The organism is Streptomyces coeruleorubidus, assembly GCF_008705135.1.
Classification (GTDB): domain Bacteria; phylum Actinomycetota; class Actinomycetes; order Streptomycetales; family Streptomycetaceae; genus Streptomyces; species Streptomyces coeruleofuscus.
In genome coordinates this window covers 3755338-3780145 of sequence record NZ_CP023694.1, presented here as the reverse complement: position 1 = coordinate 3780145, position 24808 = coordinate 3755338, and the positions used below count along the sequence as shown (strand labels likewise).

Genomic DNA, 24808 nt, shown 5'->3' with positions numbered 1-24808 from the left:
GCCCGTGGTGGTGCTCCGTGCCGATACGCGTCGTGCTCTCAGTGAAGCAGGCGGCGCAGCCGTCCGCGTGCGACGGACAGCACACCGCGTGCGCCGGGCGCGACGCGCAGCGCCAGCGCGCCGGAGTGGGTGGCGTACGGCTGTACGAGCACCACGCCGTGCCGGGGGCTCGGGAGGGCGCTGCGGCGCAGCAGACCGGCGCCCGTGAGGGCGTGCGCCGTGACGTCGCGGCTCACGCCGTCGCGGAAGCGGATGCGAAGGCGCAGGTCCCAGGTGCCCACGCCGTGCGCGGCCAGCGCGGGGAGGTTCACGGTCGTCTCCGCCGACCAGGTGCCGGCCGACGGCACCAGCGCGGTCGTACCGCGGACGGCTTCGTTGCCGTCGTCCCGGTGCCGCCATTCCACCTCCACCGCCTCCGGGCCCGCCTGCGCCACCCGGCCGTACAGCTCGTGCAGGCGCAGCCGCAGCCGGGCGCCACGCGCGCGTGGCCGCAGTTCCGCGTCGACGGCGAGGGGCAGCACGGGCACGGGCCGGGTGAGCAGGGGCTCCAGGGAGACCTGCGGGAGATCCTCCGACCAGACGGGCGTTCCGTCCGCGGCTCGGGCGTACGGCGGGTACAGCCGGGCCGGGCGGGCCGCCAGTTCCCGCAGCCGGGGCAGGTCGCGCGGCTCCGGGGAGGCCATGACGACCCGCCCGGCCAGCCGGCCGGGAGCAGCCGGGTCGCGGGCCCAGTCGTCCGCGTCGTACTCCGCGAGATGCGCCCGCGTGATCTCCCACCACGCGCGCCGGTAGGCGGCGTCGCGCAACCCCAGTTCACGCAGGTACATCCGCAGGTCGTGGTCGAGGAACTTGGCGCGCGCGACCCGCGCGAGTTCCTTCTGCCCGGCGCCCAGCAGGACCTCGTACGCCTGCCGGCACGCCTCCGTACGGGCCCGCCAGTTCTCGACGCCGGACCGGTCCAGTGAGATCGACAGCCGCTCGGCGGACCGGCGCACGTGCCAGACGTACACCCGGTCCGGGACCAGGGCGATGCGCGGGGCCGCGGCCAGCACGCGCGCGGTGAAGACGACGTCCTCGTACGGGAAGCGGCCCTCGGGGAAGCGGATGCCGTGCTCGCGCAGGAAGCCGGTGCGGTAGAGCTTGTTGACGCAGAGCGTGTCGTGGACCAGGCGCGGGCGCTGCGCGGGGTGCGGTACAGCGGCGTGGAGTGCGTACAGGCGCGCCTGCCAGGGTACTTCGCGCCCCGACGGCAGTTCCCGGCGTACGCACAGGCCGCCCGCGACCTCCGCGTGCGCGCCGGTCGCCGCGTCGAGCAGGGCGTCGACCGCGCCGGGCGGCAGGACGTCGTCGCTGTCCAGGAACATCACGTACGGCGACGTCACGGCGTCGAGCCCGGTGTTGCGCGGGGTGCCGCAGCCGCCGCTGTTGGCCCGGCGGCGGATGACCTTCAGACGGGGTTCCGACGCGGCGAGCCGGTCGAGGAGGCCGGCGCTGCCGTCCGCCGAGGAGTCGTCGACGGCCACGACCTCGCGCACGGCGGGGCCCTGGGCGAGCGCCGAGCGCACGGCGTCCGTCACATGGGCGGCGTCGTCGTAGCCGATGACCACGACGGCTACCTGGGCAAGGGGCCTCTCCTGGGGGTTCTGTACGGCATTCATTAAGGCGGATCGTAAGCCGGGCGAATGACATGAAAGTGGTAACACACCATCAAGTGTCACGAGAATCAGCGTAACGTCACAGAATCGGGCCGTGATGAGCGCGCAGTCCAGGGGGAGCGGCCGGTTCGGCACGGGCGTGGTGCCCGTGGCGGTTCCCATGGCGGTGATGCTGGGGGTCGGGCTGTGGGGCCTGGACCGGGGCGGCATGTGGGGCGACGAGAGCGTCACCTTCCAGGTCGCGCAGCGCACGGTGCCACAGATCTGGCGGCTGCTGCACGACGTGGACGCGGTGCACGGCCTGTACTACCTGCTCATGCACGCCGTCCTCGCCGTCCACCCGGACGAGGTCGTCCTGCGCCTGCCGTCGGTGTGCGCGGCGGCCGCGACCGCCGGCCTGGTCGCGGCCCTCGGCGTCCGGCTGGCCGGGCCACGGATCGGCCTGTGGGCCGGTCTCCTCTACGCCATCACGCCGATGACCGGCCACTACGCCCAGGAGGGACGGTCGTACACGCTCGTCGCGGCGGGCGTGGCGGGGGCGACGCTGCTGCTTCTCAGGGCGGTGGAGGCGGCCACCGCACGGGCCTGGTGGCCGTACGGCAGCGTCGCCGCCCTGACCTGTCTGCTGCACGAGCTGGCGGTGCTGGTGCTGTGCGCGCACGCGGCGACGCTGGCCCTCCTGCGGGTGCCGAGGAGCGCTTGGTCCGGCTGGGGACGTGCGGCGGGAGCGGTCGTGCTGCTCCTGCTGCCGCTGGTGTGGGTGTCGCAGGGGCAGTCCGGGCAGGTGGCGTGGCTGGTGGCGCCCGGGTGGGACAAGGCCGAGAGGCTGGTGCGGCACTTCTCTCCCGGACCGGCCGGGGCGGTCTTCTGGGGCTCGCTGCTGCTGATGGCCGTCGGGCTCCGGACTCGGCGACTGGCGGCGGTCGCTCTCCCGCTGCTGCTCGTGCCGCCGGGGATCCTGATGACCGTGTCGCAGGTGCGGCCGCTGTTCCACGAGCGGTACGTGCTCTACTCCCTGGCCGGGGCGTCCCTGCTGGTGGCCGCCGGGGCCGGGCGGGTGGCCGGAGTGCTGGGGCGGCTGCGCTTCGGCGGGCGCCGGGTACGGGCCGGCGGCCGGCAGGCGCACGCCCTGCTGGGCGTCACGGGCGTCCTCGCCCTCACTGTCACCTTCGTCCACCACCTCCCGGTCCACCGCCAGGACCGGTCCGCCGCACACCGCCCCGACAACCTCGCCGTCGTCTCCGCGCTCGCCCTCCGCCAGATGCGCCCCGGCGACCCGGTGCTGTTCGTGCCGTCGGTCGGGAGGCTCGCCGCGCTGGCCTACCCCAAGGGGTTCCGGCAGGTCCGGGACATCGCACTGCGGGAGCCGGCGCCCCGGTCCGGGACGCTGTGGGGCCGTGAGGCGACCCCCGGGGACCTGCGGCACAGGCTCGCCTCGGTGGACCGCGTCTGGGTCGTCGCCGAGGCGTACGCGCTGGACCCGCGCTGGTCTCCGCCCGATCCGGTCGAGCGCACGAAACTGGCCGTCCTGGCGGAGGAGTTCACCGTCCGCGAGGAACACACCCGGGACGGAGTGATCCTTCGCCTCCACGTACGGAGGGCACCGGCGGACGCACCTGCCGCCGACGAGCCGTCCACCGGGGTGGCGACCGCCGGTGAGCCGTTCCCCATGCGCCGTGGCAGTTCGGGGACTCGTGTCGAGCGCCGGCCGTTGGTGGTTGATCGCGCAGTTCCCCGCGCCCCTCAACGCCCGACGTACCGTCGCCGATGAGCCGCCCGGCGCGTCCACCGCGCCCCCCGCCTCCGCTACGACCGCTCGCCTGCCGGTGAATCGCCCGGCTGCTCCGCGAACGCTGCCGCGTCCAGGGCGGTGGTGAGCTCGTCGAGGCGGGCGCGCAGGGTGCGGATCTCGTCGGTGTCGAAGCCGGTCGAGGCGGCGATCCGGCGCGGCACCTGGAGAGCGCGCCGGCGCAGCGCGACGCCCTCCCCGGTCAGCCGCACCTCCACCGAGCGCTCGTCACGCGCACTGCGCTCCCGGCGCACGAGCCCCGCCGCCTCCAGCCGCTTGAGCAGCGGCGACAGCGTGCCGGAGTCCAGGCGCAGGTGCTCCCCGAGCTTCTTCACGGGCAGCTCGTCGTGCTCCCAGAGCACCAGCATCACCAGGTACTGCGGGTACGTGAGCCCGAGGTCCCTGAGGATCCCGCGGTAGACGCCGTTGAAGGCGCGGGATGCCGCGTGCAGGGAGAAGCAGATCTGCTGGTCCAGGCGGAGCCAGTCGTCGTCCGGCGTGTTCATGCCTCCAGGATAGCTCGTGCCCACCATTCAATTGCGCGCAACTTAATTGTGTGCTCTAATTCTGGGTGTCAGGCGGCCCCGGAAGAGGGCCGCCGAACGTTGACGTGTGAGAGGGAAGGTTTTCCATGGACGCGCTCTACACCGCTGTCGCCACCGCCACCCACGGCCGCGACGGCCGCGCCGTCAGCTCCGACGGCGTGCTGGACCTCGCGCTGGGGGTACCCCAGGCGATGGGCGGCAACGGCCAGGGCACCAACCCCGAGCAGCTCTTCGCCGCCGGGTACGCCGCCTGCTTCGGCAGCGCCCTCGGCCTCGTCGGCCGCCAGGCCAAGGTCGACGTCAGCGACGCCGCCGTGACCGCCGAGGTCTCCATAGGCAAGCAGGGCGAGGGCTTCGGGCTCGCCGTCATCCTCCGCGTGGAGCTCCCCGACAGCGTGGACGAGGCGACCGGCCGCAAGCTGGTCGAGCAGGCCCACCAGGTCTGCCCGTACTCCAACGCCACCCGCGGCAACATCGAGGTCGACCTCATCATCGAGTAGGCACCGGCACGTCACCCCCCGACCCGCGCCAGCACCTCCCCCGTCCGTCTGCTCCACGCCACCACCACGGCCTCCTCGGGCACCGGGTGCCAGCGCGTCAGCAGCAGCCAGCGCACGTGATAGCGGCGGACGACGGCGGCCCGCTCGGCGCGGGTCGAGTCGGGGGCCAGATAGGCGCGGACGTCGGCCGCCCGGCGCTCGCGCTCCCGTTCGTCGAGGGCGGGGTCGGGCCAGATGGGTGCGGCGAGGTTCGGCCCGTACCCGGCGATGGAGTGGCCGGCCAGATACCCGTCGGTGATCACCACCTCGCCCGGCCCGATGTGCCGCGCCGCCCAGTCGTACGACGGCCAGCGCGTCGGCTGCGTGAACCCCACCGGGTCGACCGAGCGCGGCACGACCGCCCCGGCGTGCACGGTGACGAACCCGACGCACACCCCGGCCACCGCCGCCCCGCCCAGCACCCTCCGGGCCCGCCGCCACGGCCGGGGCGCCGCCAGCTCCACCGCCAGCGCGAACTGGAGCGGCACCAGCACGGCCCACAGGGCCCGGGCGTACGTGTAGTGCCCGCTCACCCAGCCGTACGCCAGCAGCAGGCACTCCAGCAGGAACATCAGCACCAGCGGGTCACGCACCGACCTGCGGGCCCGCACCCACAGCGCGGGCAGGCCGAGCAGCGCCAGCCAGGAGTTGGCGAGCATCCCCTCGTACAGCCGCCGGTGCATCGCGTCCATGCCGGTGTCGCCCACCAGCGACAGGACGTCGTAGTACGGCCACGACACGGCGACCGCCGCGCAGGCCCCACCGGTGAGCGCCCAGCGCGCCACGACCGGCCGGCGCCACCCCCGCTGCCGCGACGCCACGATCGCCACCGCCCCGATGAGCGCCGAGGCCGCCGTGACGGGGTGGGTGAGCAGGATCAGCCCGTACAGGACGCCGATCCCGGCGTACCCCCACCAGCCGCCGAGCCCGCTCGGACCGACGAACCGCACGGACGGGGCGTCCTCACGCGCGCGCACGCAGGTCCAGGCCCACGCCCAGAACGTCAGCCCGATCGCGACCGCGGACGGATAGCCCAGGTTCGTCGTCATCGACATCAGCCCGAGGTAACCGCTCCACAGGAGCCGCGCGGTGCCCCACAGCAGCGTCATGAACAGCAGCGCCAGGACCGGCGCCCACGGGCGCGGGGTGAGGGCCCGGACGAAACGGCCGATCCCCGTCAGCAGCACCAGCAGGTGCACCGGCCCGGCGAGCTTCACCACCGCCCAGCCGGACAGCCCCGTCAGCCGCGCCAGGACGCCCTGGGCGACGGCGTACGGCCCGTAGTACGGGCTGCCCTCGCCCGGCAGATCGGCCATGGTGTGGGCCGGATGCAGCAGATCGGCCTTGAGACGCTCGACGACCGCCGCGTGCTGTCCGGCGTCGCAGCACAGCGGGACCCGCCAGAACGCCAGCGTCATCACCAGCCAGAACAGGGCGCCCAAGAGCTGGTACGGCGTCAGCCGCCCCACACGGCCGCCGCGCAGCGCCGTCGCGCCGCGCACGGTCCGCCGGACGAGGACTCCGGCGCTCACAGGACTGCGGGAAAGGGGAGGGTCTGGGGCATGCGCCGAATGTTCCCGCCCGTACCGGAGCCCTGACCCCGGGTCACTTCATCGGGTGAGGCGACTACACCCACCTGCCGATACGCCCGCCTGCCGCCGTCAGTCGCACAGCGCCCGCTCCGCCGCGACCGGCCAGCGCGCGAACCGGAACCGCGTCCGCTCGAAGGCCCCCGTGAGGTTCCGCAGGAACCGCTCGGCGGTCAGCGGCGCGCGCACCGACTCCTTCAGCTCGGCCAGCTCGCCGCAGCCCAGCGCGGCCCGCGCCGCCTCGACCGCCTCCCGCGAGGCCCCGGCCCGCAGCAGGTCGCGCTGCGGCGGGTGCTCCACCGCCCACTCCGCGAAGACCCAATGGTTGCGCAGGAACTTCTCGTGCCCGGGCCAGCTCCAGCGCTCCAGCGCGAGGTGCGCGCCGACGGGACTGGCCAGCCCCCAGGCGTCGTTGACATAGGCGTCGAGCGGTGCCGCGGCTCCCGTGACACCGAGATGACGTCCCACGATCACCACCTGGTACGGGGAGTCCTCCCGCATCGGCGTGGCGTGCAGTCGGCGCCCGGCGTCGAAGTACAGCAGCGTCGGCCGCGGCGCCCGCGCGGCCCGCGCCAGCATGCCGCGCCCCTCCGGCAGGGCCGGCCAGTTGTCCACCCAGGTGGCGGTGCGCACCGGGTTGTGGTCGCCGAGGCCCTCCACGTCGGAGCTGCGCACGTTGAAGGAGCCGGGCGTGCTGCGCACGTCGAACGGTGCCCGCAGCGGGCTGACCGCAGCGCCCAGCCACACCAGCAGCAGCGCGCTCGCGACCCCCGTGAACCTGGTCGCGGGCACGACCAGGACCGGCAGGAGCAGCAGCAGGAGGGCGGGCAGGATCATGCGGGCGTGCATGTAGTCGCCGCCGACGCGGACGACGTACCCGGCCAGCAGCGCACCCGCCGCGAGCGGCGCCAGCAGCACCGCGAGCGAGGCCCGCCCCGGGGCGCGGTCCCGCCGTTCCCGGCGGACGCGCCGCACGAGGAGGACGGCCAGGGCGGCGAGCACGGGCACGACGGGCCACAGCCAGTAGGGTCCGAGCGTCTCCTGCACATAGCCGGCGCCCCGGCCCCAGTCGCTGGCGCTCGCCTCCTTGGCGATGGCGGGCAGCGGCACCAGGATCCCGTAGTACCCGGCCCGGAACACCTCGTACGCCAGCGGCAGCGCCACCGCCGAGGCCAGCATCGCCGCGGTGCCCCGCCGGGACGGGCGCAGCACCCACCACTGGGCCGCCAGGAAGCACGCCGTGACCACCGCGAGATCGGGCCGGACCAGCGGCCCCAGTCCGAACACGAAGGCGGCGGCCCTGGTAACCCGGGCCTCCTGACCGCGCCGGGTGCCCGTCAGCAGCCACCACGACAGGCCGGTCCAGCAGGCGCCGAGGCCGCTCTCCAGGCCCGAGGTCATGTACGACCAGAACGGGGGCACGGCCAGCAGCACGAACACGCCGGCCGGGAGCAGCAGCCCCGCGCCCCGGTGCAGCCGGCACGTGGCGATCAGGGCGAGCGCGAATCCGGCCGTGCTCAGCAGCAGCCCCAGCCCGACGGCGAGGAACGCCGGATCCTCGCCGGTGACCCAGGTGCCGAGCGCGAGCAGCCACTGCCACAGGGTGCCGGTCGAGCTCTCCGCCCGTTCCCCCACGTTGAACACGGGCCCGTTGCCCGCCAGGATCTGCCGGACCGGACGCAGATAGATCAGCCCGTCGTCGCAGATCCAGCGCCGCCGGTAGCCCAGCACGAACAGGGCCGCGGTCGGTACGGCGACCAGTGCCGCGTGCCACCAGTGCACCGGCCGCAGCCGCTCCACGGCGGCCGGGGGCCGTGCCGAGGAGGCCCGCTGGCCGGGCAGGGAGGGAACGGCTGCGGGGCCGGCGGGAGTTCTCATCGCTCGACCAGCGCCCCGGACCGGGCACGCAGCCCCGGGATCCGCCGGGCCGCGGGCAGCAGCGCACCGCCCCGCTCGCCCAGCATCAGCAGGCGTACGACGCGCTCGGCGGCCTGTCCGTCCTCGAACTCGCAGTACCGCTCCCGGAAGCCCGCCCGCAGCCGCGCCGACTCCGCGTCCTGCCAGGTGCCGGACGCGAACAGCCAGGCCAGTTCCCGGTACGAGCGCGACACGTGCCCCGGGGCGTCGGCCGTGATGTCGAAGTAGGCGCCCCGGCTCGCCGTGAACGCGCCCCAGTCGTCGGCGTGCACCACGACCGGCCGGTCGAGCAGGACGTAGTCGAACATCAGGGCGGAGTAGTCGGTGACCAGCGCGTCGGAGGCGAGCAGCACGTCCTCGACGTGCGGCTCGTCCGTCGCGTCCACCACGACTCCCCGCCGGTGCAGGTCGGCGAGACCCAGGCCGCGCGCCACGCCCTGGGCCAGCGACGGGTGCAGACGGACGACGAGCGTGTGGCCGGGGCCGAGGTCCGCGGCGAACCGGGCCAGGTCGAACCGGTCCACGTGGCCGCCCCGCCGGTAGTCGCGGCGGGTCGGCGCGTACAGCACGGCCGTGTGGTCGGCGGGGATGCCGAGCCGCTCGCGCACGGCCAGGCCCCGCTCCGGGCCGGCGCCGACCAGCACGTCGTTGCGCGGGCTGCCGGTCCGCAGCGAGGCGAAGTGACACGGGTACGCCCGCTCCCAGGCCCGCTCCGCGTGCCGCCCGGCGACCAGGCTGTAGTCCCAGCGGTCGGCGCGGCGCAGCATCTGCGGCACGTCGAAGCCGTGCCGGGCGCCCGGCTTGGTCAGCAGGTCGGCGCCCATGTACTTGAGCGGGGTGCCCTGGTGGGTGTGGATGTGGACGCTGCCGGGCCGCTTGGCGAGGGTGCCGGGCCAGTTGACGTTGTTCACCCAGTACGTGGCCCGCGCCATGACCTCGTGGTAGCGCCGCGAGCCCGGCGTGACGTGGTCGATGCCGGGCGGCAGCGCGTCCACCGCGTCCTCCCTGACCACCCACACGCCCCGGATGTGCGGGGCGAGTTCGCGCGCCTTGGCGTGGATCGCGGCCGGGTCGCCGGACACGCCCCGGTGGTGGGTCGCCGAGTAGACGGCGAGATGCGGATCGAGCGGCCGCTTCGACTGGGCCCGGTACCAGGTGCGCACGGCGACGTCCGACGCCTTCCGCGCCACCCGCCGCTGCCCGCCCAGGGCCGCCGCGCGCAGGTCCCGCAGGCTCCGCACCGCCGCGTACGACGCGTAGGGCGCCGACGCCACGACCCGCATCTCGACCCCGCGCCAGCCGTCCGGCTTCGGGAAGCCGCCCTCGGGGAGGTGACGGCGGTGGAAGGAGCGGATCTCGCGGTAGAAGTCGCCCCGGTCCGCGGGCCGTACCCGGTCCTCCCTGGCCAGCACGAACAGCATGTGGTCCAGGGCCCGCTCCAGCAGCGGCGGCCGCGCCCAGTCGAGGTCGGGGCGCTGCTCCAGGAACGCGAACAGGCCCTCGTACTGCGGGAAGATGTCGAAGTGCCGGCGCCCCGGCGTCTTGGTGATCGCGCCCTGCCTGCGCTGCCGGTACTCCACCCCGATCCGGTCCAGGCAGGCGATCCGCTCCGCCAGCACCATCGACCGGTAGGTGACCGGCGCGTCCTCGTACAGCCCCGGCGCGTACTGCAGGCCGTGCCCTTGGAAGAAGGACCGGCGGTACGCCTTGTTCCAGGCGACCAGGAAGAGGTTCAGGTACTGGGGGCTCTCCCGGATGCCGAAGGTGTCCGTGCCCGCCGCGGCCAGCAGGTCCGCCGCCTCACTGCGCCCGCCCCGGCCCCACCAGTGGGTGCGCACGTGGTCGAACACCAGGATGTCCGGGTCGCCCGTCACCTCCAGACGCGCGGCGACGGCCGCCAGCAGGCCCGGCGTGTAGTGGTCGTCGCTGTCGAGGAACAGGACGTAGTCGCCGGCCGCCTGCTCCAGGCCGGCGTTGCGGGCCCGGCCCAGGCCGACGTTCTCGGGCAGGTGCAGCACCCGCACCCGGGCGTCGCGGGCCGCGTACTCGTCGAGGATCGCACCGCTGCCGTCCGGCGAGCGGTCGTCCACGGCGATCACCTCGAAGTCGCCGTACGACTGGCCGAGCACCGAGTCGAGACACTCGCGCAGGAAGCCCTGCACCTTGTAGACGGGGACGATGATGCTGAAGCGGGGCACTTCTTCGGTCAGCTCCTTACGAGGGTGGCGGCGGGGGCCGGGACGCGCTCCGCGAGCGGGATCACGGGCGGGATCGACTCGGGCGGCTCCCCCAGCAGCACCCGGCGTACGACGCGCTCGGCGGCTCGCCCGTCGTCGAACTGGCAGAAGCGCTCCCGGAACGCGGCGCGCAGGGCCGTGGCGGACTCGTCCGCCCAGCCGCCGTCGCGGAAGACGGCCGCCAGTTCCTCGGGCGTACGGGCGACCCGGCCGGGCGGGGACTCCATCAGGTCGAAGTAGACGCCCCGGACCTCGCGGTAGACCTCCCAGTCGTCGGCGTACACGACGATCGGGCGGTCCAGGTTGGCGTAGTCGAACATGATCGACGAGTAGTCGGTGATCAGCGCGTCGGCGGCCAGGCACACGTCCTCCGAGGAGCGGTGCCCGGTGACGTCGATGATCCGGCCGCCGCCCCGGCTCGACCCCTGGTCGTAGAAGTAGTGGGCGCGCAGCAGCACCACGTAGTCGTCGCCGATCGCCTCGCAGAACTCCGCCAGGTCCAGGCCCGACGCGAAGCCCGTGGCGTAGTCGCGGTGCGTGGGCGCGTAGAGCAGGGCCTTCTTGCCGTCGGGGACGCCCAGCTCCTTGCGGGCGCGGGCGACGTCCTCGGCGGACGCCGTGCAGTAGACGTCGTTGCGCGGATAGCCGTACTCGAGGGTCTCGTGCGCGCCGGGGAACGCCTTCTCCCACATCTCGGTGGAGTGGCGGTTGGAGGTGAGGTTGTAGTCCCAGCGGTCGACCCGGGCCAGCAGTCTGGCGAAGCTCCCGGTCGCCGCGGCCACCACGGGGTACGTCGCCTGGTCGGCGCCCATCTTCTTCAGCGGTGTGCCGTGCTGGGTCTGGAGGTGCACACTGCCGGGGCGTTTGACGACGGCGTCCGCGAAGTTGGCGTTGTTGACGAGGTACTTGGCGCGGGCCAGCACCCGCCAGTATTTCCGGCTGCCGATCACCGCGTACTCCACGTCCTTCGGCACGCTGTCCACCGCGTCGGGCTCCACCAGGAACACCGAGCGGAGGTGCGGGGCGAGTTCGCGGGCCTTGGCGTGGATCGCGGCCGGGTTGCAGGCGTAGCCGCGGCCCCAGTACGCGCAGTACACGGCGAGGTTCTCGTCGAGGGGGAGGCGCAGGCCCGCCGCGTAGCGCAGGCGGGTGCGCAGTCCCCGGGGGCGCGGGAGCAGCGCGGCGGCCCGCGCGGCCCTCTGGTTGGCGGCGCGCAGGGTGCGGAACGCCGCGTACGATCCGGCCGCCAGCAGCCGGTGCTGGACGCCGAGGCTGCCGCCGGGCGGCTGGTGGCCCGCGGGGCGGTGCTGCCGGTAGAGCGCGCTCGCCCGGCGGAAGAAGGCGCGCCGCCCGGCCGGCAGCCGCCGGGGATGGGCGGCCGTCTTCAGCACGGCGGCGAAGAGCTGCTCGAACAGCGGCCTCAGCCGGTCCGCCGGCAACCCCTGCTCCACGGCCCGCGTCAGCACCAGCTCGGTCTGGTCGAGAAGCTCGGCGTGGTGTTCCCCGGGCAGGTTGAGACGGTTGCCCTGCCGGCGCAGCAGATGCCGGACGACGACCGTGCGCAGGGCCGCAACCCGCTCCGCCCGCAGGGCGACCAGACCGCCGAAACCGGTGTCGGTGAAGTGGTCCCCGGGGAAGGCGAGGCCCTGCTCGGTGAGGAAGCCCCGGCGGTAGGCCGCGCTCCACGCCGGCAGTGCCACGCCCGTCAGCCGCGGGGCCCGGTCGGGGGAGAAGGCGCCGTCCGGTGTCCCGGCCAGCAGGGGCGCGGCCGGGTTGGCCGGCTCGCCCTCCCACCAGGGGGTGCGCTCGTGCTCGAAGTACAGGACGTCGACGTCGCCGACCGCGCCCAGCCGGGCGTCCAGCGCCGCCAGCGCCCCCGGGACCAGGACGTCGTCCCCGTCGAGGAACAGCACATGGCCGCCGACCGCCGACCGCAGCCCGGTGTTGCGCGCCCCGGCCAGGCCGGCCGACGGCGGCGAGTGCACCGGCGTCACCCGGGAGTCCCGCTCGGCGTACCCGGCGACGACGTCCGCCGCGGGTGAGTCGGGCGCGTCGCACACCGGGATCAGCTCGAAGTCGCCGAACGACTGGGCGAGGATCGAGTCCAGCGCCTGGGACAGCCGGCCCGCGACCCCATGGGACGGGACGACGATGCTGAAGCGGGGCATTCTGCTCTTTCTGTCGAGGGGCGAGGGTCTTCGGAAGCGGGGACCGCGTCAGGTGACGCGAGGGGGCGCCCGTCCGGGCGGCCGGGAAACCCCCTGGGGCGTCCCGGCCGCCCGGACGGGCGCCAGGAGGGCGGCCGGCTCGGGGACGGCCGCGACGGGCTGGAGGGCATTCGGACTCCCACTCGAGAACCGGGTTCAGAGGCTGTCCACGACGACGGCCGGCTGCGGCACCGTGGCGAGCGGCTCGCGCACCAGCGAGGCCGCCGCCGACGGCACCGGCCGGCGTTCGTCGAGCGGCACGACCGGCGGCAGCTCCGATTCCCCGAGGACGACCCGGCGGACGACCCGCTCGGCGGCCCGGCCGTCGTCGTACGTGCAGAACCGCTCCCGGAACGCCGAGCGCAGCTGGGCCGACCGGGAGCCGCGCCAGTGGCCGGTGGCGAAGATGTCGATCAGCTCGTCCTCGCCGCGCGCGACCGCGCCCGGCGGGAAGGAGCGCAGGTCGAAGTAGGTACCGCGGGCCGCCTCGTACGCCTCCCAGTCGTCGGCGTGGATCACGATCGGCCGGTCCAGGTTGGCGTAGTCGAACATCAGCGACGAGTAGTCCGTGACCAGGGCGTCCGAGGCCAGGCACAGGGACTCCACGCTCGGGTGGTCGCTGACGTCGACGACCCGGCCGCAGGTGCTGGTCAGCGGGGCGTCGTAGGCGTGGTGGGCGCGGGCCAGCACGAGGAAGCGCGGGCCCAGGCGGCGCACGATCCGCTGGAGGTCGAGGGCGTGGCGCTGGGAGCGTCGGTAGTCGCGGTGCGTCGGCGCGTAGAGGATCGCCACCGTGCCCTCCGGGATGCCGAGCGAGGCGCGCAGCCGGGCCACGTCCGCTTCGGTCGCCGTGCGGAACACGTCGTTGCGGGGGTAGCCGTACTCCAGCGTGGTGTAGCGGCCGGGGTGGACGCGCTCGTGGGTGAGGGTGGTGTGGCGGTTGGCGGACAGCACGTAGTCCCACTGGTCGACGCCCTTGAGCAGCCGGGCGAAGTCCCTGCCCCGGGCCGCCGCCGGGCGTTCCTGGAGGTCGAGGCCGATGTGCCCCAGCGGGGTGCCCTGCCCGGTCTGGATCAGGGTCTGGCCCCGGCGCTTGACCAGGCGGTGGTCGAATGCGGTGTTGGTGACCAGGTAGGCGGAGCGGGCCAGTGCCGTCCAGTAGGCGGCCGTGCCGGGGACGAGGCGGCGCGTGCCCGGCGGGATGGTGTGGTGGTGCTCGGGACGGGCGATCCACGCCGTGCGGATGTGCGGCGCGAGATCCCGGAACGCGGACTCCAGCGCGCCCGGGTTGCAGCTGTGGCCGCGGCCGTCGTAGGCGGTGAAGACGGCCCGGTCGGCGCGCAGCGGGAGACAGCGCTGGACGCGGTAGTGAAGCCTGAGTGCGGCGGACCGCAGACCGCGCAGCAGCTCCCCGGTGGTCCGCGCGGCGCCGCGGTGCAGGGCCGACACCAGCTGGAGCGTGCGGTACGTGCGGTGCAGGCCGAAGCGGATCAGGGTGTGCTGCACCCGGGCGCGCAGGGGGACGGGGGCGCCCCGGGTGCGGTAGCGGCGGTAGTGGGCGCGGGCCCGGCGCATGAAGTCCGCGCGCGAGCCGGGGGGCAGCCGGTCCCGCCGGGAGTACACGATCGCCAGGTGATGGACCATGCGGCGGAACAGCACCGGCCGCCAGCGGGCCAGCTCGGGGCGCTCCTCCAGGAACGCGAACATCCGGTCGTACTGCTCGAAGACGTCGAAGTGCCGCTCGCTGGTGGTGCGCAGGATGCTGCCCTGCCGCCGCTGCCGGTAGTGCACGCAGACGCGGTCCAGGGTCGCGATCGACTCCGCGGTCATCAGCACCGGGTACGTCCACGGCGTGTCCTCGTAGTACCCGGGCGGGAACGCGAACCCCTTCTCCTCGACGAACTCCCGCCGGTAGGCCTTGTTCCAGGCAACCATCAGCAGCCTCAGCAGGCCCGGCCGGTCCTCCAGGCGGAACGGGGCCGGGCCCTGCTCGGTGAGCTGGAGGGCCGCCTGGTTGCGGATCGCCTCCCCCGTCCAGTAGGTGCGCGCGTAGTCGAAGACCAGGACGTCCGGATCGCCCGTCTCCTTCAGCCGGTCCGCGATCGACCGCAGCGCGTCGGGTGTGAGGGTGTCGTCGCTGTCGAGGAACAGCAGGTAGTCGCCGCTTGCGTGCGCCACGCCGGCGTTTCTCGCGCGGCCCAGGCCGACGTTCTCGGGCAGGTGGACGGGGTGGACGCGCGCGTCGCGGGCGGCGAACTCGTCGATGATCGCGCCGCACGCGTCCGGCGAGCAGTCGTCGACGACGATCAGTTCGAGATCGGGACAGGACTGGGAGAGCACCGATTCGAGGCACTCGTGCAGGTACGCCTGAACCTGGTACGCGGGGACAATGACACTGAACCTGGGCAAGAGGCCATCCATCGGTCGGCGCGGGCGTTCGGCCCGGGAACGGCCGGTGGGGTGAGTTGGTTACGGCGGCTACGGCATCCGGGGGAACGCGCGAGGGGCGGACCGCGACCGGTCCGCCCCTCCAACTTCCTTGCTCTGAACGCTACTTGACGGCTCCCGCCATCACGCCGGACACGAACTGCCGCTGGAACGCGAAGAAGACGGCCAGCGGGACCACCATCGAGATGAACGCGCCGGGTGCCAGCACGTCGATGTTGTTGCCGAACTGCCGTACCTGCGTCTGGAGTGCGACCGTGATCGGCTGGCTCCCGGAGTCCGAGAAGATCAGCGCGACCAGCAAGTCGTTCCACACCCACAGGAACTGGAAGATGCCGAGGGCCGCGATCGCCGGGGCGCCGAGTGGCATCACCACACGAAAGAACAGGCGCAGTTCACCCGCCCCGTCCAGGCGCGCCGCCTCCAGCAGCTCCCTCGGGATCTCCGCGAAGAAGTTCCGCAGCAGGAACACCGCGAAGGGCAGACCGAAGCCGACGTGGAAGAGCACCACGCCGATCACCGAGCCGAAGATGCCGATGGAGCCGAAGAGTTCGGCGATCGGGATCAGCGCGACCTGCACCGGCACGACCAACAGGCCGACCACGCCCAGGAACCACCAGTCACGGCCGGGGAACTCCATCCAGGCGAAGGCGTAACCCGCCAGCGAGCCGATGATGACGACCAGCAGGGTCGCCGGCACGGTGATCCACACCGTGTTGACCAGGCTGCTGGTGATGTCTTCGTTCTCCAGCAGCTTGGCGTAGCTGTCGAACGTGAGCTGCGACGGCTCGGTGAACACCTTCCACCAGCCGCTCGCCGCGATGTCCTCCGGCGAGCGGAGACTGGACAGCAGCAGACCGATCGTCGGCACCAGCCAGAACAGGCCGACGACGATGAGCAACACCCTCACCAGCCCACCGCTGACGCCTTCGGCGAGCCGGGACCCCAGCGACTGCTTCGCCTTCATCGCCGCACCTCCCGCCTCAGCCGACGCACGTTGAACCACATCACCGGGATAACGAGCAGCAGCAGGAACACCGAGATGGCGCTGGCGATGCCCGGCTGGTCCTCGGAGAACCCCTTGCGGTACAGCTCCAGGGCCAGGACGTTCGCGTCGTCCTGGGAGGAGCCGGGGGCGATGATGAAGACCAGGTCGAAGACCTTCAGCACGTTGATCATCAGGGTGACGGTGACGACCGCGAGGACCGGCGCCAGCAACGGCACCGTGACCCGTCTGAACACCTGCCACTCACTCGCGCCGTCGACCCGGGCGGCCTCCAGCAGCTCCCGGGGCACGCTCGCGAGCCCGGCCGCGATCAGCACCATCGCGAAGCCCGCCCACATCCAGATGTACGAGCCGATGATGGACGGGGTGACCAGGGACGGGCCGAGCCAGTCCAGCCCGTTGTACGGCTCCTTGAAGTTGCTGTTGGGAAGCCGGAGTTGGGCACCGTCGGCCGAGGCCGGCAGCGTGAAGGTGCCGTCGCCCGCTGCCGTCGCCGACGCCACCACCCTGCCGTCCTTCACGGCCTCGATCCTCATGCCGGCATAGCCCAGTTCGGACGAGTCGACCCGGTTGAGCGTCCCCACGCCCTTGCCCCGTGTGAAGTCCTGCCAGGTCGTACCGGTGACCTTGTCCGGCTCGGGCTTCGGCGCCACCGCCGGCTTCGCGCCGTCCGGCATCAGGTCCGGCGCGACACCCACCAGAGGCAGCGAGACGGTCTCGCCCGTGCGGACGGGCGACTTGGTGATGAAGGCGCCCCCGCCCGCCGGCTCCAGCGGCGACTGACGGCCCGGGTGGGCCTTCGGGAACGCCGACGACTGGGCGAAGGTGTCGTGCACGCCCACCCACACCGCGTTCGCGACGCCCTTGTCGGGGTCCTGGTCGTACACCAGGCGGAAGATGATGCCCGCCGCCAGCATCGAGATCGCCATCGGCATGAAGACGACCAGCTTGAAGGCCGTGCCCCAGCGCACCCGTTCGGTCAGCACCGCGAAGATCAGGCCGAGCGCCGTCGCGACCGTCGGCGCGAACACCACCCAGATGATGTTGTTCTTCAGCGCGGTGCGGATGCCCTCGTCGGTGAAGAGGGCCTTGTAGTTGTCGATCCCGGCGAAGCCGTCGCCGGACTGGTCGTAGAAGCTGCGGACCACCGAGTACCCGATCGGGTACACCACGAGCGCGCCGAGCAGGACGAGCGCGGGCAGCAGGAACAGCGCCGCGACCATCCTGCGGGTGCCGGTCACACTCTTGCGCGACTTGCCAACGGCAGGGGGCTTGACGCCCCCTGCCGCCGTGGCCGACGTCATGCCGTCAGCCTCCGTAGGCCGCGGCCGCTTCGGCCTCCAGCTTCTGCTGTGCCCCCGCGACGTCCTTCGGGTTCTTCAGGAAGTCCTGGAGGATCTTCCACTCGCCCTTGCCGGGCGTGCCGCCGAAGGCCTGCGGGGCCTGGTCGGACATGTCGAAGCGGAAGTCGTCACCGGCGTCGATGAGCGCCTTGGCGATCCTCTGCTGCACCGCGTTCGGGTACGCGGAGTTCGGCACGTTCTTGTTCGGCGAGAGGTAGCCGCCCAGCTTGGCCTGGATCTGGGCCGCGTCCGGCGAGGCGAGCCAGGTGGCCAGGGCCTGCGCCCCCTTCGAGTCCTGAAGGATCACGGCCGCGTCGCCGCCCGAGACCACCGGCCCGTTGTCACCGACCGCCGGGAACGGGAACACCTTCGCGTCCGTGCCGACCTTCATGGTCGTCGGGATGTTGACCTGCGCGAAGTCGCCCGCGGCGACCATGGCCGCCTTGGGCTGGTCCCCGCCGGTGAAGACCTGCGTGACGGAGGCCGGGAAGTCGGTCTGCAACGCCCCGGTCGCGATGTAGTCGGTCTTGCCCCAGACCTGCGCGAGCGTGGTCAGCGCGTCCTTCACGGACGGGTCCGTCCACTTGATCTCGTGCTTGGCCAGCTGGTCGTACTTCTCCGGCCCGGCCTGGGAGAGGTAGACGTTCTCGAACCAGTCGGTCAGCGTCCAGCCCTCGGCGCCGCCGACGGAGAACGGGGTGACGCCGGAGTCGTAGACCGTCTGTGCCGTCTTCAGCAGATCCGGCCAGGTCTCGGGCTCACTCGCCCCGGCGTTCTCGAAGACCTGGTTGTTGTACCAGATCAGGGACTTGTTGGCGGCCTTGTAGTAGACGCCGTACTGCTTGCCGCCCACCTTGCCGATGTCCTGCCAGCCCTGCGAGTAGTTCTCGCCGAGCTCCTTCTGCGCCTCCGTACCGATGGGCTTGGCCCAGCCCCGGTCGACGGCCTGCTTGATGGCGCCCGGCTGCGGCAGCATCGCGATGTCCGGCGGCTGCCCGCCGGCCACCTTCGAGCCGATGAAGTTGATGATCGGGTCCTGGGCGGGCACGAACGTGACCTTGGCGCCCGTGCGCTTCTCGAACTCCGCCAGGACCTTCTTGAAGTTGGCCTGCTCGGCGCCGGTCCACACGGCGGCGATCTCCAGGCTCGTCCCGTCCAGCTTCGGAAGAGTGACGTTGTTGGCGGTCTCCTCGGTGTTGCCCTCGGTTCCACTGTCTCCGTCGTCGGCGCCTCCGCAGGCGGTGAGCGAGAGCGCGAGCGCTCCCGCGGCGACGGCTGCCGCGGCCTTGGCGGCTCTGCGGTGGTGGGGGGTCGCCTTGTCCGGCTTCGGCGACCAGCGTTTCCGGATGGTGCTGCTCGTCATGCGCATGACTGCCCCGTTCTTCGTTCCATCGTCGAACGTCGAGCGCGCTCCCGTGCGATCTGGTCTACGCCCGGGTGTGCTGGGGCGGCAAGATGGCGTCGGCTGTCAAGCGGGGGATCGTGACCCCCTCGTGACCAGGGACTCGTCCCTGATCAACGGACGGGGTCGGCATCCAGCCAGTGCCACGGACGAGTGCTACAGAAGTGACGGCACCTGCGCCGCCGCGACCTCCCGCGCCGCCCTTTCCAGCGCGCTGGCCAACAGTGCCAGGTCGGTCGGGCCGTTTCCGAGTTCCCGCACCGGACGCCGGGCAGGAGGGTCACCCATGCGGTGCCATTCCAGGGGTACGACCGTGGGCCGGAGCGTCGCCGTCCGGGGGATACGGCCGGTGACCCGCCCGCCCTGGAACGGCGTGATCCGTCCGTCCGCGCAGGCGAGGCGGCCACGGCCCGGAGCGGGCTCGTCCGGGCCCGGCGCCGGGGCGTCGAGGGTGACGCGGAGCGTGGCACGGCGCGCCGGTTCCGTCTCCGCCGTACGGGCGCACGGGCCGGTGGCCGCCACCAGGTGGACGCCCAGCCGCTCGCCCTCCCGGGCCACGGCCTCCAGCGCGCGCATCACCGATCCGGCCGCGGGCCGTCCGGTCGAGCCGAGGGCCGGGGAGACCAGCGCGTCCAGGTCGTCCACGACCACGACGAGCCGGGGCAGCGGCGGAGCCGCCTCCGTCTGCCGCCGGGCCGCTCGGGGCCGCAGCCGCATCGTCGAACTGGGCGGGGAGTCGAGATCCCCGGCCCCGGCGGCGGTCCCGGCACCGGCCCCGTCCTGGGCGCCGCCCCGGGCCGTCGCCGTGCGCTGGGCGACCATACGGCCCGACAGCTCCCGCCCGGTGTGCCACTCGGCGAAGTCGGACCGCCCCAGCAACTCGGCGCGCCGCTTCAGCTCGGCGCTCAGGGACTGCGCGAACTCGCGCATCCGGACCGGGTCGTGGGCCGTGAGGTACGTGGTGACATGCGGGACGTCCGTACACACGCGCAGTCCCTCGCCGGCCCCGCCGCCCGCACCGGGGCCGCCCCGGCCGTCGACCAGCACGATGCCGAGCCGGTCCGGCCGCTCGGCGGCGGCCAGGGACGCGACGACCGCCCGCAGCAGCTCCGTACGGCCGCTGCCCGGCGGGCCCTCGATCAGCAGATGCGGTCCCTGGGCCGCGAGATCCGCGCAGACCGGGCCGCGCGGCCCGGCGCCCAGCACCGCGCGCACCCGCCCGCCCAGCGCCTCGGTGTCGTCGGCCGCGTCCGCCCAGCGCGCCATGAGCGACGCCGGGGTGGCCCGGGCCAGGCCCAGCTCGTCCAGCAGCCGGGCCGCCTGGGGCAGGGGCGCGGAGACGCGCGGCTGCCGCTCGCTCGTCGCGCCGTCCGTACGCAGCGGCGCCAGCGCCCGCGCGAACCGCTCGGCCCAGGCGGGGGAGACGGCGTCGACGGTGGCGATGGTCCCGTGGCCCACGGGCCCGACCGGTCCGGCGGCGCCGCCGACCCGGGCCACGCGCATCAGCCGCAGCGCCGTCGCCACGTCCCCGCTGAGCAGAGCGATCGCACCGCACTGCCGGAACGTCGGCGACGCCGCGCAGGCCGCCTCGTAGGTCTCCGTCACGGGCGAGGCGGGGGAGGCGGCCGCCGTCTCGGCCAGGCAGACGACGTGGATCCCCGCCCGGGGGCCTTCCAGCGCCAGCCGTGCCACGGCCTCACGCAGGTCGGCTCCGCCGGGGTCGCCGTCCACGACGAGGACGGTGTAGGGGCCGGGGAAGTCGGGTTCCGGGTCGGGGAGGGGGGTGTCGTCCCGGGCCCAGGAGGGGCGGCGGGGCACGGGACCGGCGGTGCTTGTCGCCGGGCTGTCGCCGCCCCGGGCGTCGGGGCCCGGCGCGTCGCCGCTCGGGCCGTCGGTCCCCTGGGCCCTGGTGAACCGCACGTTGCCCAGCAGCCCGGCGGCCCCTGCGGCGCCGCCTTCCGCGTCCGCCAGCTGGTCCTCCAGGCGGCGGAGGAGCTCGTCCGTGCGGGCGGCGGCCTGTTCCCGGTCGTAGGCGAGCAGCAGGCGGCAGTCCTGCCCGTGCCCCGGGCGGACATGCGGCAGCCAGCCCAGCCAGCCCCACTCGGCGGTGCGCTCCTCCAGGGTGCGGGAGCGGTCCGCGGCGATCAGGACGATCTCCAGGCTGTCGGGGGAGTGCAGCGCGGTGAGCTGCGCCAGCACGGCACGGGCCAGCCCGGCGAGCCGCGCCCGGGGCCCGGCCAGTCCCAGTGCGCCGACCTCACGCAGGCCGGAGGTCACCGGCACGGCGGGCAGCAGGCCCGAGCCGTCCGGCGCCGCACGGTCGGCCGTGCCGAGGCGTACCGCGAGCGCCTCCGGGTGGCCCGGGCCGCGCTCCCACAGCCGGGGCCCCGGCCCCAGCGCCGTCAGCAGCAGCGTGGCCGGATCCGGCCAGGTCTCCGGCACCGCCGGCCCGACGGCGGAGTGCTCCACCGCCACTTCGGCCGGCTCGTCCTCGTACGTCCCGCCCGCGGCCGGCCCCTGCTCGCCACGCCCCCCGGCCAACCGCCGCGCCCACGCCCCGAGGCCACGCCTGCGCGTCCCCGGCGGAACATCGGTGCCCCGGAGGGGAGTGCCCTTGCGCCCGCGACCGGACCGCTCGTCCGTGGCGTATGCCGGGAAGACCGGGCCGGTGCCGACAGGGGCTGTGGGGTGGGGGGCCGCCTGGCCCCCGGCGCGGGCGTGAGGGACGACGCCGTCCGCCGTTCCGGCACCCTGGCCGGAAACGTCCGCCCGCCCGTAACCCAACGCCCCGGCCCCGGAGCGCCCCGCGTGCGTGTCCCCGGCACCGAGCCCGCCCTGCGTCGCACCGCGCTGGCGCGGAGCCCGGACGACGGGCCCCGAGTCCTCCTGGCCGCGGGCCATGCCCGACCCCTGCTCACCGGCAGCGGCCCGGAATCCGTCCTGCGCGGCCGCCGGCCCGCCCCCGGCAGTCGGCCGCGAAGCCTCCGTGGCCCCACTCGCACCCCTGCTCTCGACCCGAGGCGCCCCACCCTGCTCCGGCACCACCGCGGAGTCCGCGGAGCCGTGCCCCGCGGTGCCCGGCGCGCCCCAGGCCGCCGAGCCGTGAGCGTGATGGGTCAGCCCGGAAGGAACGGCGGGCCCGGAAGGAACGGCGGGACCGGAAGCACTGGAAGGGCCAGAAGGCCCGGCAGATCCGGTAGATCCGGCAGGCCCGGTAGATCCGGCAGGCCCGGCAGACCCGGCAGGCCCCTGAGCACCGGCAGGGCCGACAGGCCCGGCAGTGATCGGGTCCGACGAGCGCGCGTCCGCCCCCGAGGCGCCGACAGGCCCGGGTACGCGCACGTGCCCCTCCCCGTCCGGCGTCGTGTCCACCCGGCCACCCGGCCCCCCGGCGGGAGCCAGCCGCAGTGCCGATTCGCCGATCCGCAGCAGCGCCCCCGGCGCGAAACGGACCGCCCGGCCGGCCACCCGCGCGCCGTCCAGCGTCGTGCCGTTCGTGGAGTCGAGGTCGGCGACCGAGACGCGGCCGTCGGCGCTCACCGTCACCGCGCAGTGCAGCCGGGAGACGTCCGGGTCGTCGAGCGGTACGTCGGCGTCGGCGGAGCGGCCGATGCGGATCTCGCCGCCGTGCAGGAGGTGGACGCCGCCGGCGTCGGGCCCGGCGACCACCTGGAGCTGGGCCGGGGCGTCGTCCAGCTCGGGATGCGGCTCCGGCTCGCCCGGCGCGCCCACGGACAGCACGGCACCGTCGGTCAGCGGGGGCTCGCCGAGCGTGCAGCGCTGGGCGTCGAGCCGCTGCTCCCCGGCGTACAGCACCGGGGAGCCCGAGCCGTCACCGCCGAGGACCACCTGGGCGAGCGCCGAGGACACCGCCGCGAGCGCCGTCCCGGCGGGCGCGGTGACCAGCACGTCGCTGCGCGCGGCGCGGTCCCGGGCCGGAGCCGCCAGGCCCAGCGGGTCTACGACGGTCAGCCGGATCTGCATCGCCGTCAGCGGTCCCTTCTGCCCGGGCGCGGAGTCCCCCACCCCGCCCCAGCACGTCGGCCAGTAGTGACACGCATCCTCGCACCTGCCACTGACAGCGCGCCCCTTGCTCCGGAACAAGTGATCTTGATTGGTCGGCTCTGCCCGCAAAAGTGCCTGAGAGATGACCCACTCGCGATCACTTGAGATCGGTCACGCTTACTCTCGGCAACCACGAGACCGAGGTGAGCGTCTTTCCTTCGAACGCGTGCGAGATTCGAACGCGTGCGACAACGGATACGTAAGACCCACAGAATGACGACACCCCGGTCCCCGGCGGCACGGCACTACAGTGGGTCGGACAGGCCAGCAGGCAAGGCAAGCACCAGGGAGCGCATGACGTGCGGCCGGTAGGCAGCAAGTACCTGCTCGAGGAGCCGCTCGGACGCGGCGCCACGGGCACCGTCTGGCGAGCCCGCCAGCGCGAGACCGCGGGCGCCGAGGCGGCCGTGCCGGGACAGCCCGGCGAGACGGTCGCCATCAAGGTCCTCAAGGAAGAGCTGGCCAGCGACGCGGACATCGTCATGCGGTTCCTCCGGGAGCGCTCCGTCCTGCTCCGGCTGACCCACCCGAACATCGTCCGGGTCCGTGACCTGGTGGTCGAGGGCGAGCTGCTGGCGCTGGTCATGGACCTCGTCGAGGGCCCCGACCTGCACCGCTACCTGCGCGAGAACGGGCCCTTCAGCCCCGTCGCCGCGGCCCTGCTCACCGCCCAGATCGCCGACGCGCTCGCCGCCAGCCACGCCGACGGCGTCGTCCACCGCGACCTCAAGCCGGCGAACGTCCTGCTCCAGCAGTACGACGGGCAGATGCACCCGCTGCTCACCGACTTCGGCATCGCCCGCCTGGCCGACTCCCCGGGCCTGACCCGCACCCAGGAGTTCGTCGGGACGCCCGCCTACGTCGCGCCCGAGTCCGCCGAGGGCCGCCCGCAGACCTCCGCCGTCGACATCTACGGCGCCGGCATCCTGCTGTACGAGCTGGTCACCGGCCGCCCGCCGTTCGCGGGCGGCTCCGCCCTGGAGGTGCTGCACCAGCACCTGAGCGCCGAGCCGCGCCGCCCGTCCACGGTCCCCGACCCGCTGTGGACGATCATCGAGCGCTGTCTGCGCAAGAACCCGGACGAGCGGCCCAGCGCCGAGAACCTCGCCCGCGGTCTGCGCGTCGTCGCCGAGGGCATCGGGGTGCACGCGAACTCCGCGCAGATCGCCGCAGCCGAGGGCGTCGGCGCGCTCCTGGTGCCCGACCCGGCGCCCGCGCCCGTGCCGGACATGTCTGGCGATGCCGACCCCACCCAGGTCCTCCCGCAGGGCGCGGGCTCGTACGACCCGAACGCCGCGACCAGCGTCATGCCGCACACCGGCGGCCCGGCCGGCGCCGCCGACCCCACGGCCGTCCTCCCGAACCGGGGCGCGGCCGACCCGACCGCCGTCATGCCGCCGGTCCCGCCGGGCTCGCCCGGCCACCCCGGCCACCCCGGCCACCCCGGCCACCCCGGTCAGCAGGGCCAGCAGGGCGGGCCCGAGGACCCGCACCCGTGGCAGAACCAGCTGCGAGCGGCCCGCGACCGCAACGAACAGACGCAGGTCCAGTACCTCGACCCGAACGAGGACCCGCTGCGCCGCCGCCCCCAGCGGCAGGTCGCCCGGCCCCAGCAGCAGCCCCCGCAGCGCGGCCGGCAGCCCCAGCCCGGACCCGGCTACGGCCATCCGCAGCAGCAGCCCCAGCAGTACGCCCCGCAGCCCCAGCGGCCCCAGCCGCCGCAGCGTTATGCCCCGCCCGCGCCGCCACAGCAGCCCCAGCAGCCGCAGCGGCCCCAGCGCGAGCCCAGGCAGCCGCGGCAGCGCAGCGCCAACCGGATGCGGATCCCCGGGCTCGGCTGCCTGAAGGGCTGCCTCTTCACGATCGTCATCCTGTTCGTCGCCGGCTGGCTGATCTGGGAGCTGAGCCCGCTCCAGGAGTGGATCGGCACCGGCAAGGGCTACTGGGACCAGCTCACCGACTGGTTCAACACCGTGACCGGCTGGTTCGAGAAGCTGGGGAGCAGTTCGGGTACGAACTGACCGGAACCGCCCTGCGGGGTTGGTGATTTGTCGACACCTGGCGGGTGA

General features: G+C 73.9%; 14 protein-coding genes. 3 read left to right on the top strand and 11 right to left on the bottom strand.

Going from position 1 to position 24808, the window contains the following annotated elements; all coding sequences use genetic code 11:
• Positions 1-38: 38 nt before the first annotated feature.
• Positions 39-1658: a glycosyltransferase family 2 protein gene (locus tag CP976_RS17390; protein WP_150481203.1), complete on the bottom strand. Its 1620-nt coding sequence runs from the start codon at positions 1656-1658 to the stop codon at positions 39-41.
• A gap of 94 nt (positions 1659-1752) precedes the next feature.
• Here CP976_RS17390 and CP976_RS17385 point away from each other — a divergent pair, with 94 nt between their 5' ends.
• Complete coding sequence (locus CP976_RS17385; RefSeq protein ID WP_373304834.1) at positions 1753-3426, top strand: glycosyltransferase family 39 protein; 1674 nt, start codon at positions 1753-1755, stop codon at positions 3424-3426.
• 35 nt (positions 3427-3461) lie between these two features.
• Here the strand turns inward: CP976_RS17385 and CP976_RS17380 are convergent, their stop codons facing one another.
• The gene (locus CP976_RS17380) at positions 3462-3950 is read right to left on the bottom strand and encodes a MarR family winged helix-turn-helix transcriptional regulator (RefSeq protein ID WP_150481202.1); all 489 of its coding nucleotides are present in this window, start codon (positions 3948-3950) and stop codon (positions 3462-3464) included.
• A gap of 125 nt (positions 3951-4075) precedes the next feature.
• Between CP976_RS17380 and CP976_RS17375 the strand changes: the two genes are divergently transcribed.
• A complete protein-coding gene (locus tag CP976_RS17375) occupies positions 4076-4489 on the top strand; it encodes an organic hydroperoxide resistance protein (RefSeq protein ID WP_150481201.1) in 414 nt (137 codons plus the stop codon).
• 11 nt (positions 4490-4500) lie between these two features.
• On the opposite strand, the gene CP976_RS17370 is transcribed toward CP976_RS17375, so the two are convergent.
• From CP976_RS17370 to CP976_RS17330, 9 genes are all read right to left on the bottom strand, one after another.
• Positions 4501-6060 carry a hypothetical protein gene (locus CP976_RS17370; protein WP_150481200.1) on the bottom strand — a complete coding sequence of 520 codons (1560 nt, stop codon included), beginning with the start codon at positions 6058-6060 and terminating at the stop codon, positions 4501-4503.
• A 129-nt stretch (positions 6061-6189) separates the two neighbouring features.
• Positions 6190-7995: an arabinofuranosyltransferase AftB family protein gene (locus CP976_RS17365; protein ID WP_150481199.1), complete on the bottom strand. Its 1806-nt coding sequence runs from the start codon at positions 7993-7995 to the stop codon at positions 6190-6192.
• Positions 7992-10232 carry a bifunctional glycosyltransferase/CDP-glycerol:glycerophosphate glycerophosphotransferase gene (locus CP976_RS17360; protein ID WP_150481198.1) on the bottom strand — a complete coding sequence of 747 codons (2241 nt, stop codon included), beginning with the start codon at positions 10230-10232 and terminating at the stop codon, positions 7992-7994. The genes CP976_RS17365 and CP976_RS17360 overlap by 4 nt, the downstream gene beginning before the upstream one ends.
• A gap of 8 nt (positions 10233-10240) precedes the next feature.
• Entirely contained in the window at positions 10241-12439 is a 2199-nt protein-coding gene (locus CP976_RS17355; protein WP_150481197.1) for a bifunctional glycosyltransferase/CDP-glycerol:glycerophosphate glycerophosphotransferase, read from the bottom strand.
• Positions 12440-12634: 195 nt separating this feature from the next.
• Complete coding sequence (locus CP976_RS17350) at positions 12635-14887, bottom strand: bifunctional glycosyltransferase/CDP-glycerol:glycerophosphate glycerophosphotransferase (RefSeq protein ID WP_150481196.1); 2253 nt, start codon at positions 14885-14887, stop codon at positions 12635-12637.
• 142 nt (positions 14888-15029) lie between these two features.
• Complete coding sequence (locus CP976_RS17345) at positions 15030-15890, bottom strand: carbohydrate ABC transporter permease (RefSeq protein ID WP_150481195.1); 861 nt, start codon at positions 15888-15890, stop codon at positions 15030-15032.
• Positions 15887-17233 carry a carbohydrate ABC transporter permease gene (locus CP976_RS17340; protein WP_229875190.1) on the bottom strand — a complete coding sequence of 449 codons (1347 nt, stop codon included), beginning with the start codon at positions 17231-17233 and terminating at the stop codon, positions 15887-15889. The genes CP976_RS17345 and CP976_RS17340 overlap by 4 nt, the downstream gene beginning before the upstream one ends.
• Positions 17234-17237: 4 nt before the next feature.
• Complete coding sequence (locus CP976_RS17335) at positions 17238-18641, bottom strand: ABC transporter substrate-binding protein (RefSeq protein WP_150481194.1); 1404 nt, start codon at positions 18639-18641, stop codon at positions 17238-17240.
• A 189-nt stretch (positions 18642-18830) separates the two neighbouring features.
• Positions 18831-22658 (bottom strand): FtsK/SpoIIIE domain-containing protein, encoded by a 3828-nt coding sequence (locus CP976_RS17330; protein WP_150481193.1) that lies wholly within the window; start codon positions 22656-22658, stop codon positions 18831-18833.
• A 380-nt stretch (positions 22659-23038) separates the two neighbouring features.
• Here CP976_RS17330 and CP976_RS17325 point away from each other — a divergent pair, with 380 nt between their 5' ends.
• The gene (locus tag CP976_RS17325; protein ID WP_150481192.1) at positions 23039-24760 is read left to right on the top strand and encodes a serine/threonine-protein kinase; all 1722 of its coding nucleotides are present in this window, start codon (positions 23039-23041) and stop codon (positions 24758-24760) included.
• Positions 24761-24808 lie beyond the last annotated feature (48 nt).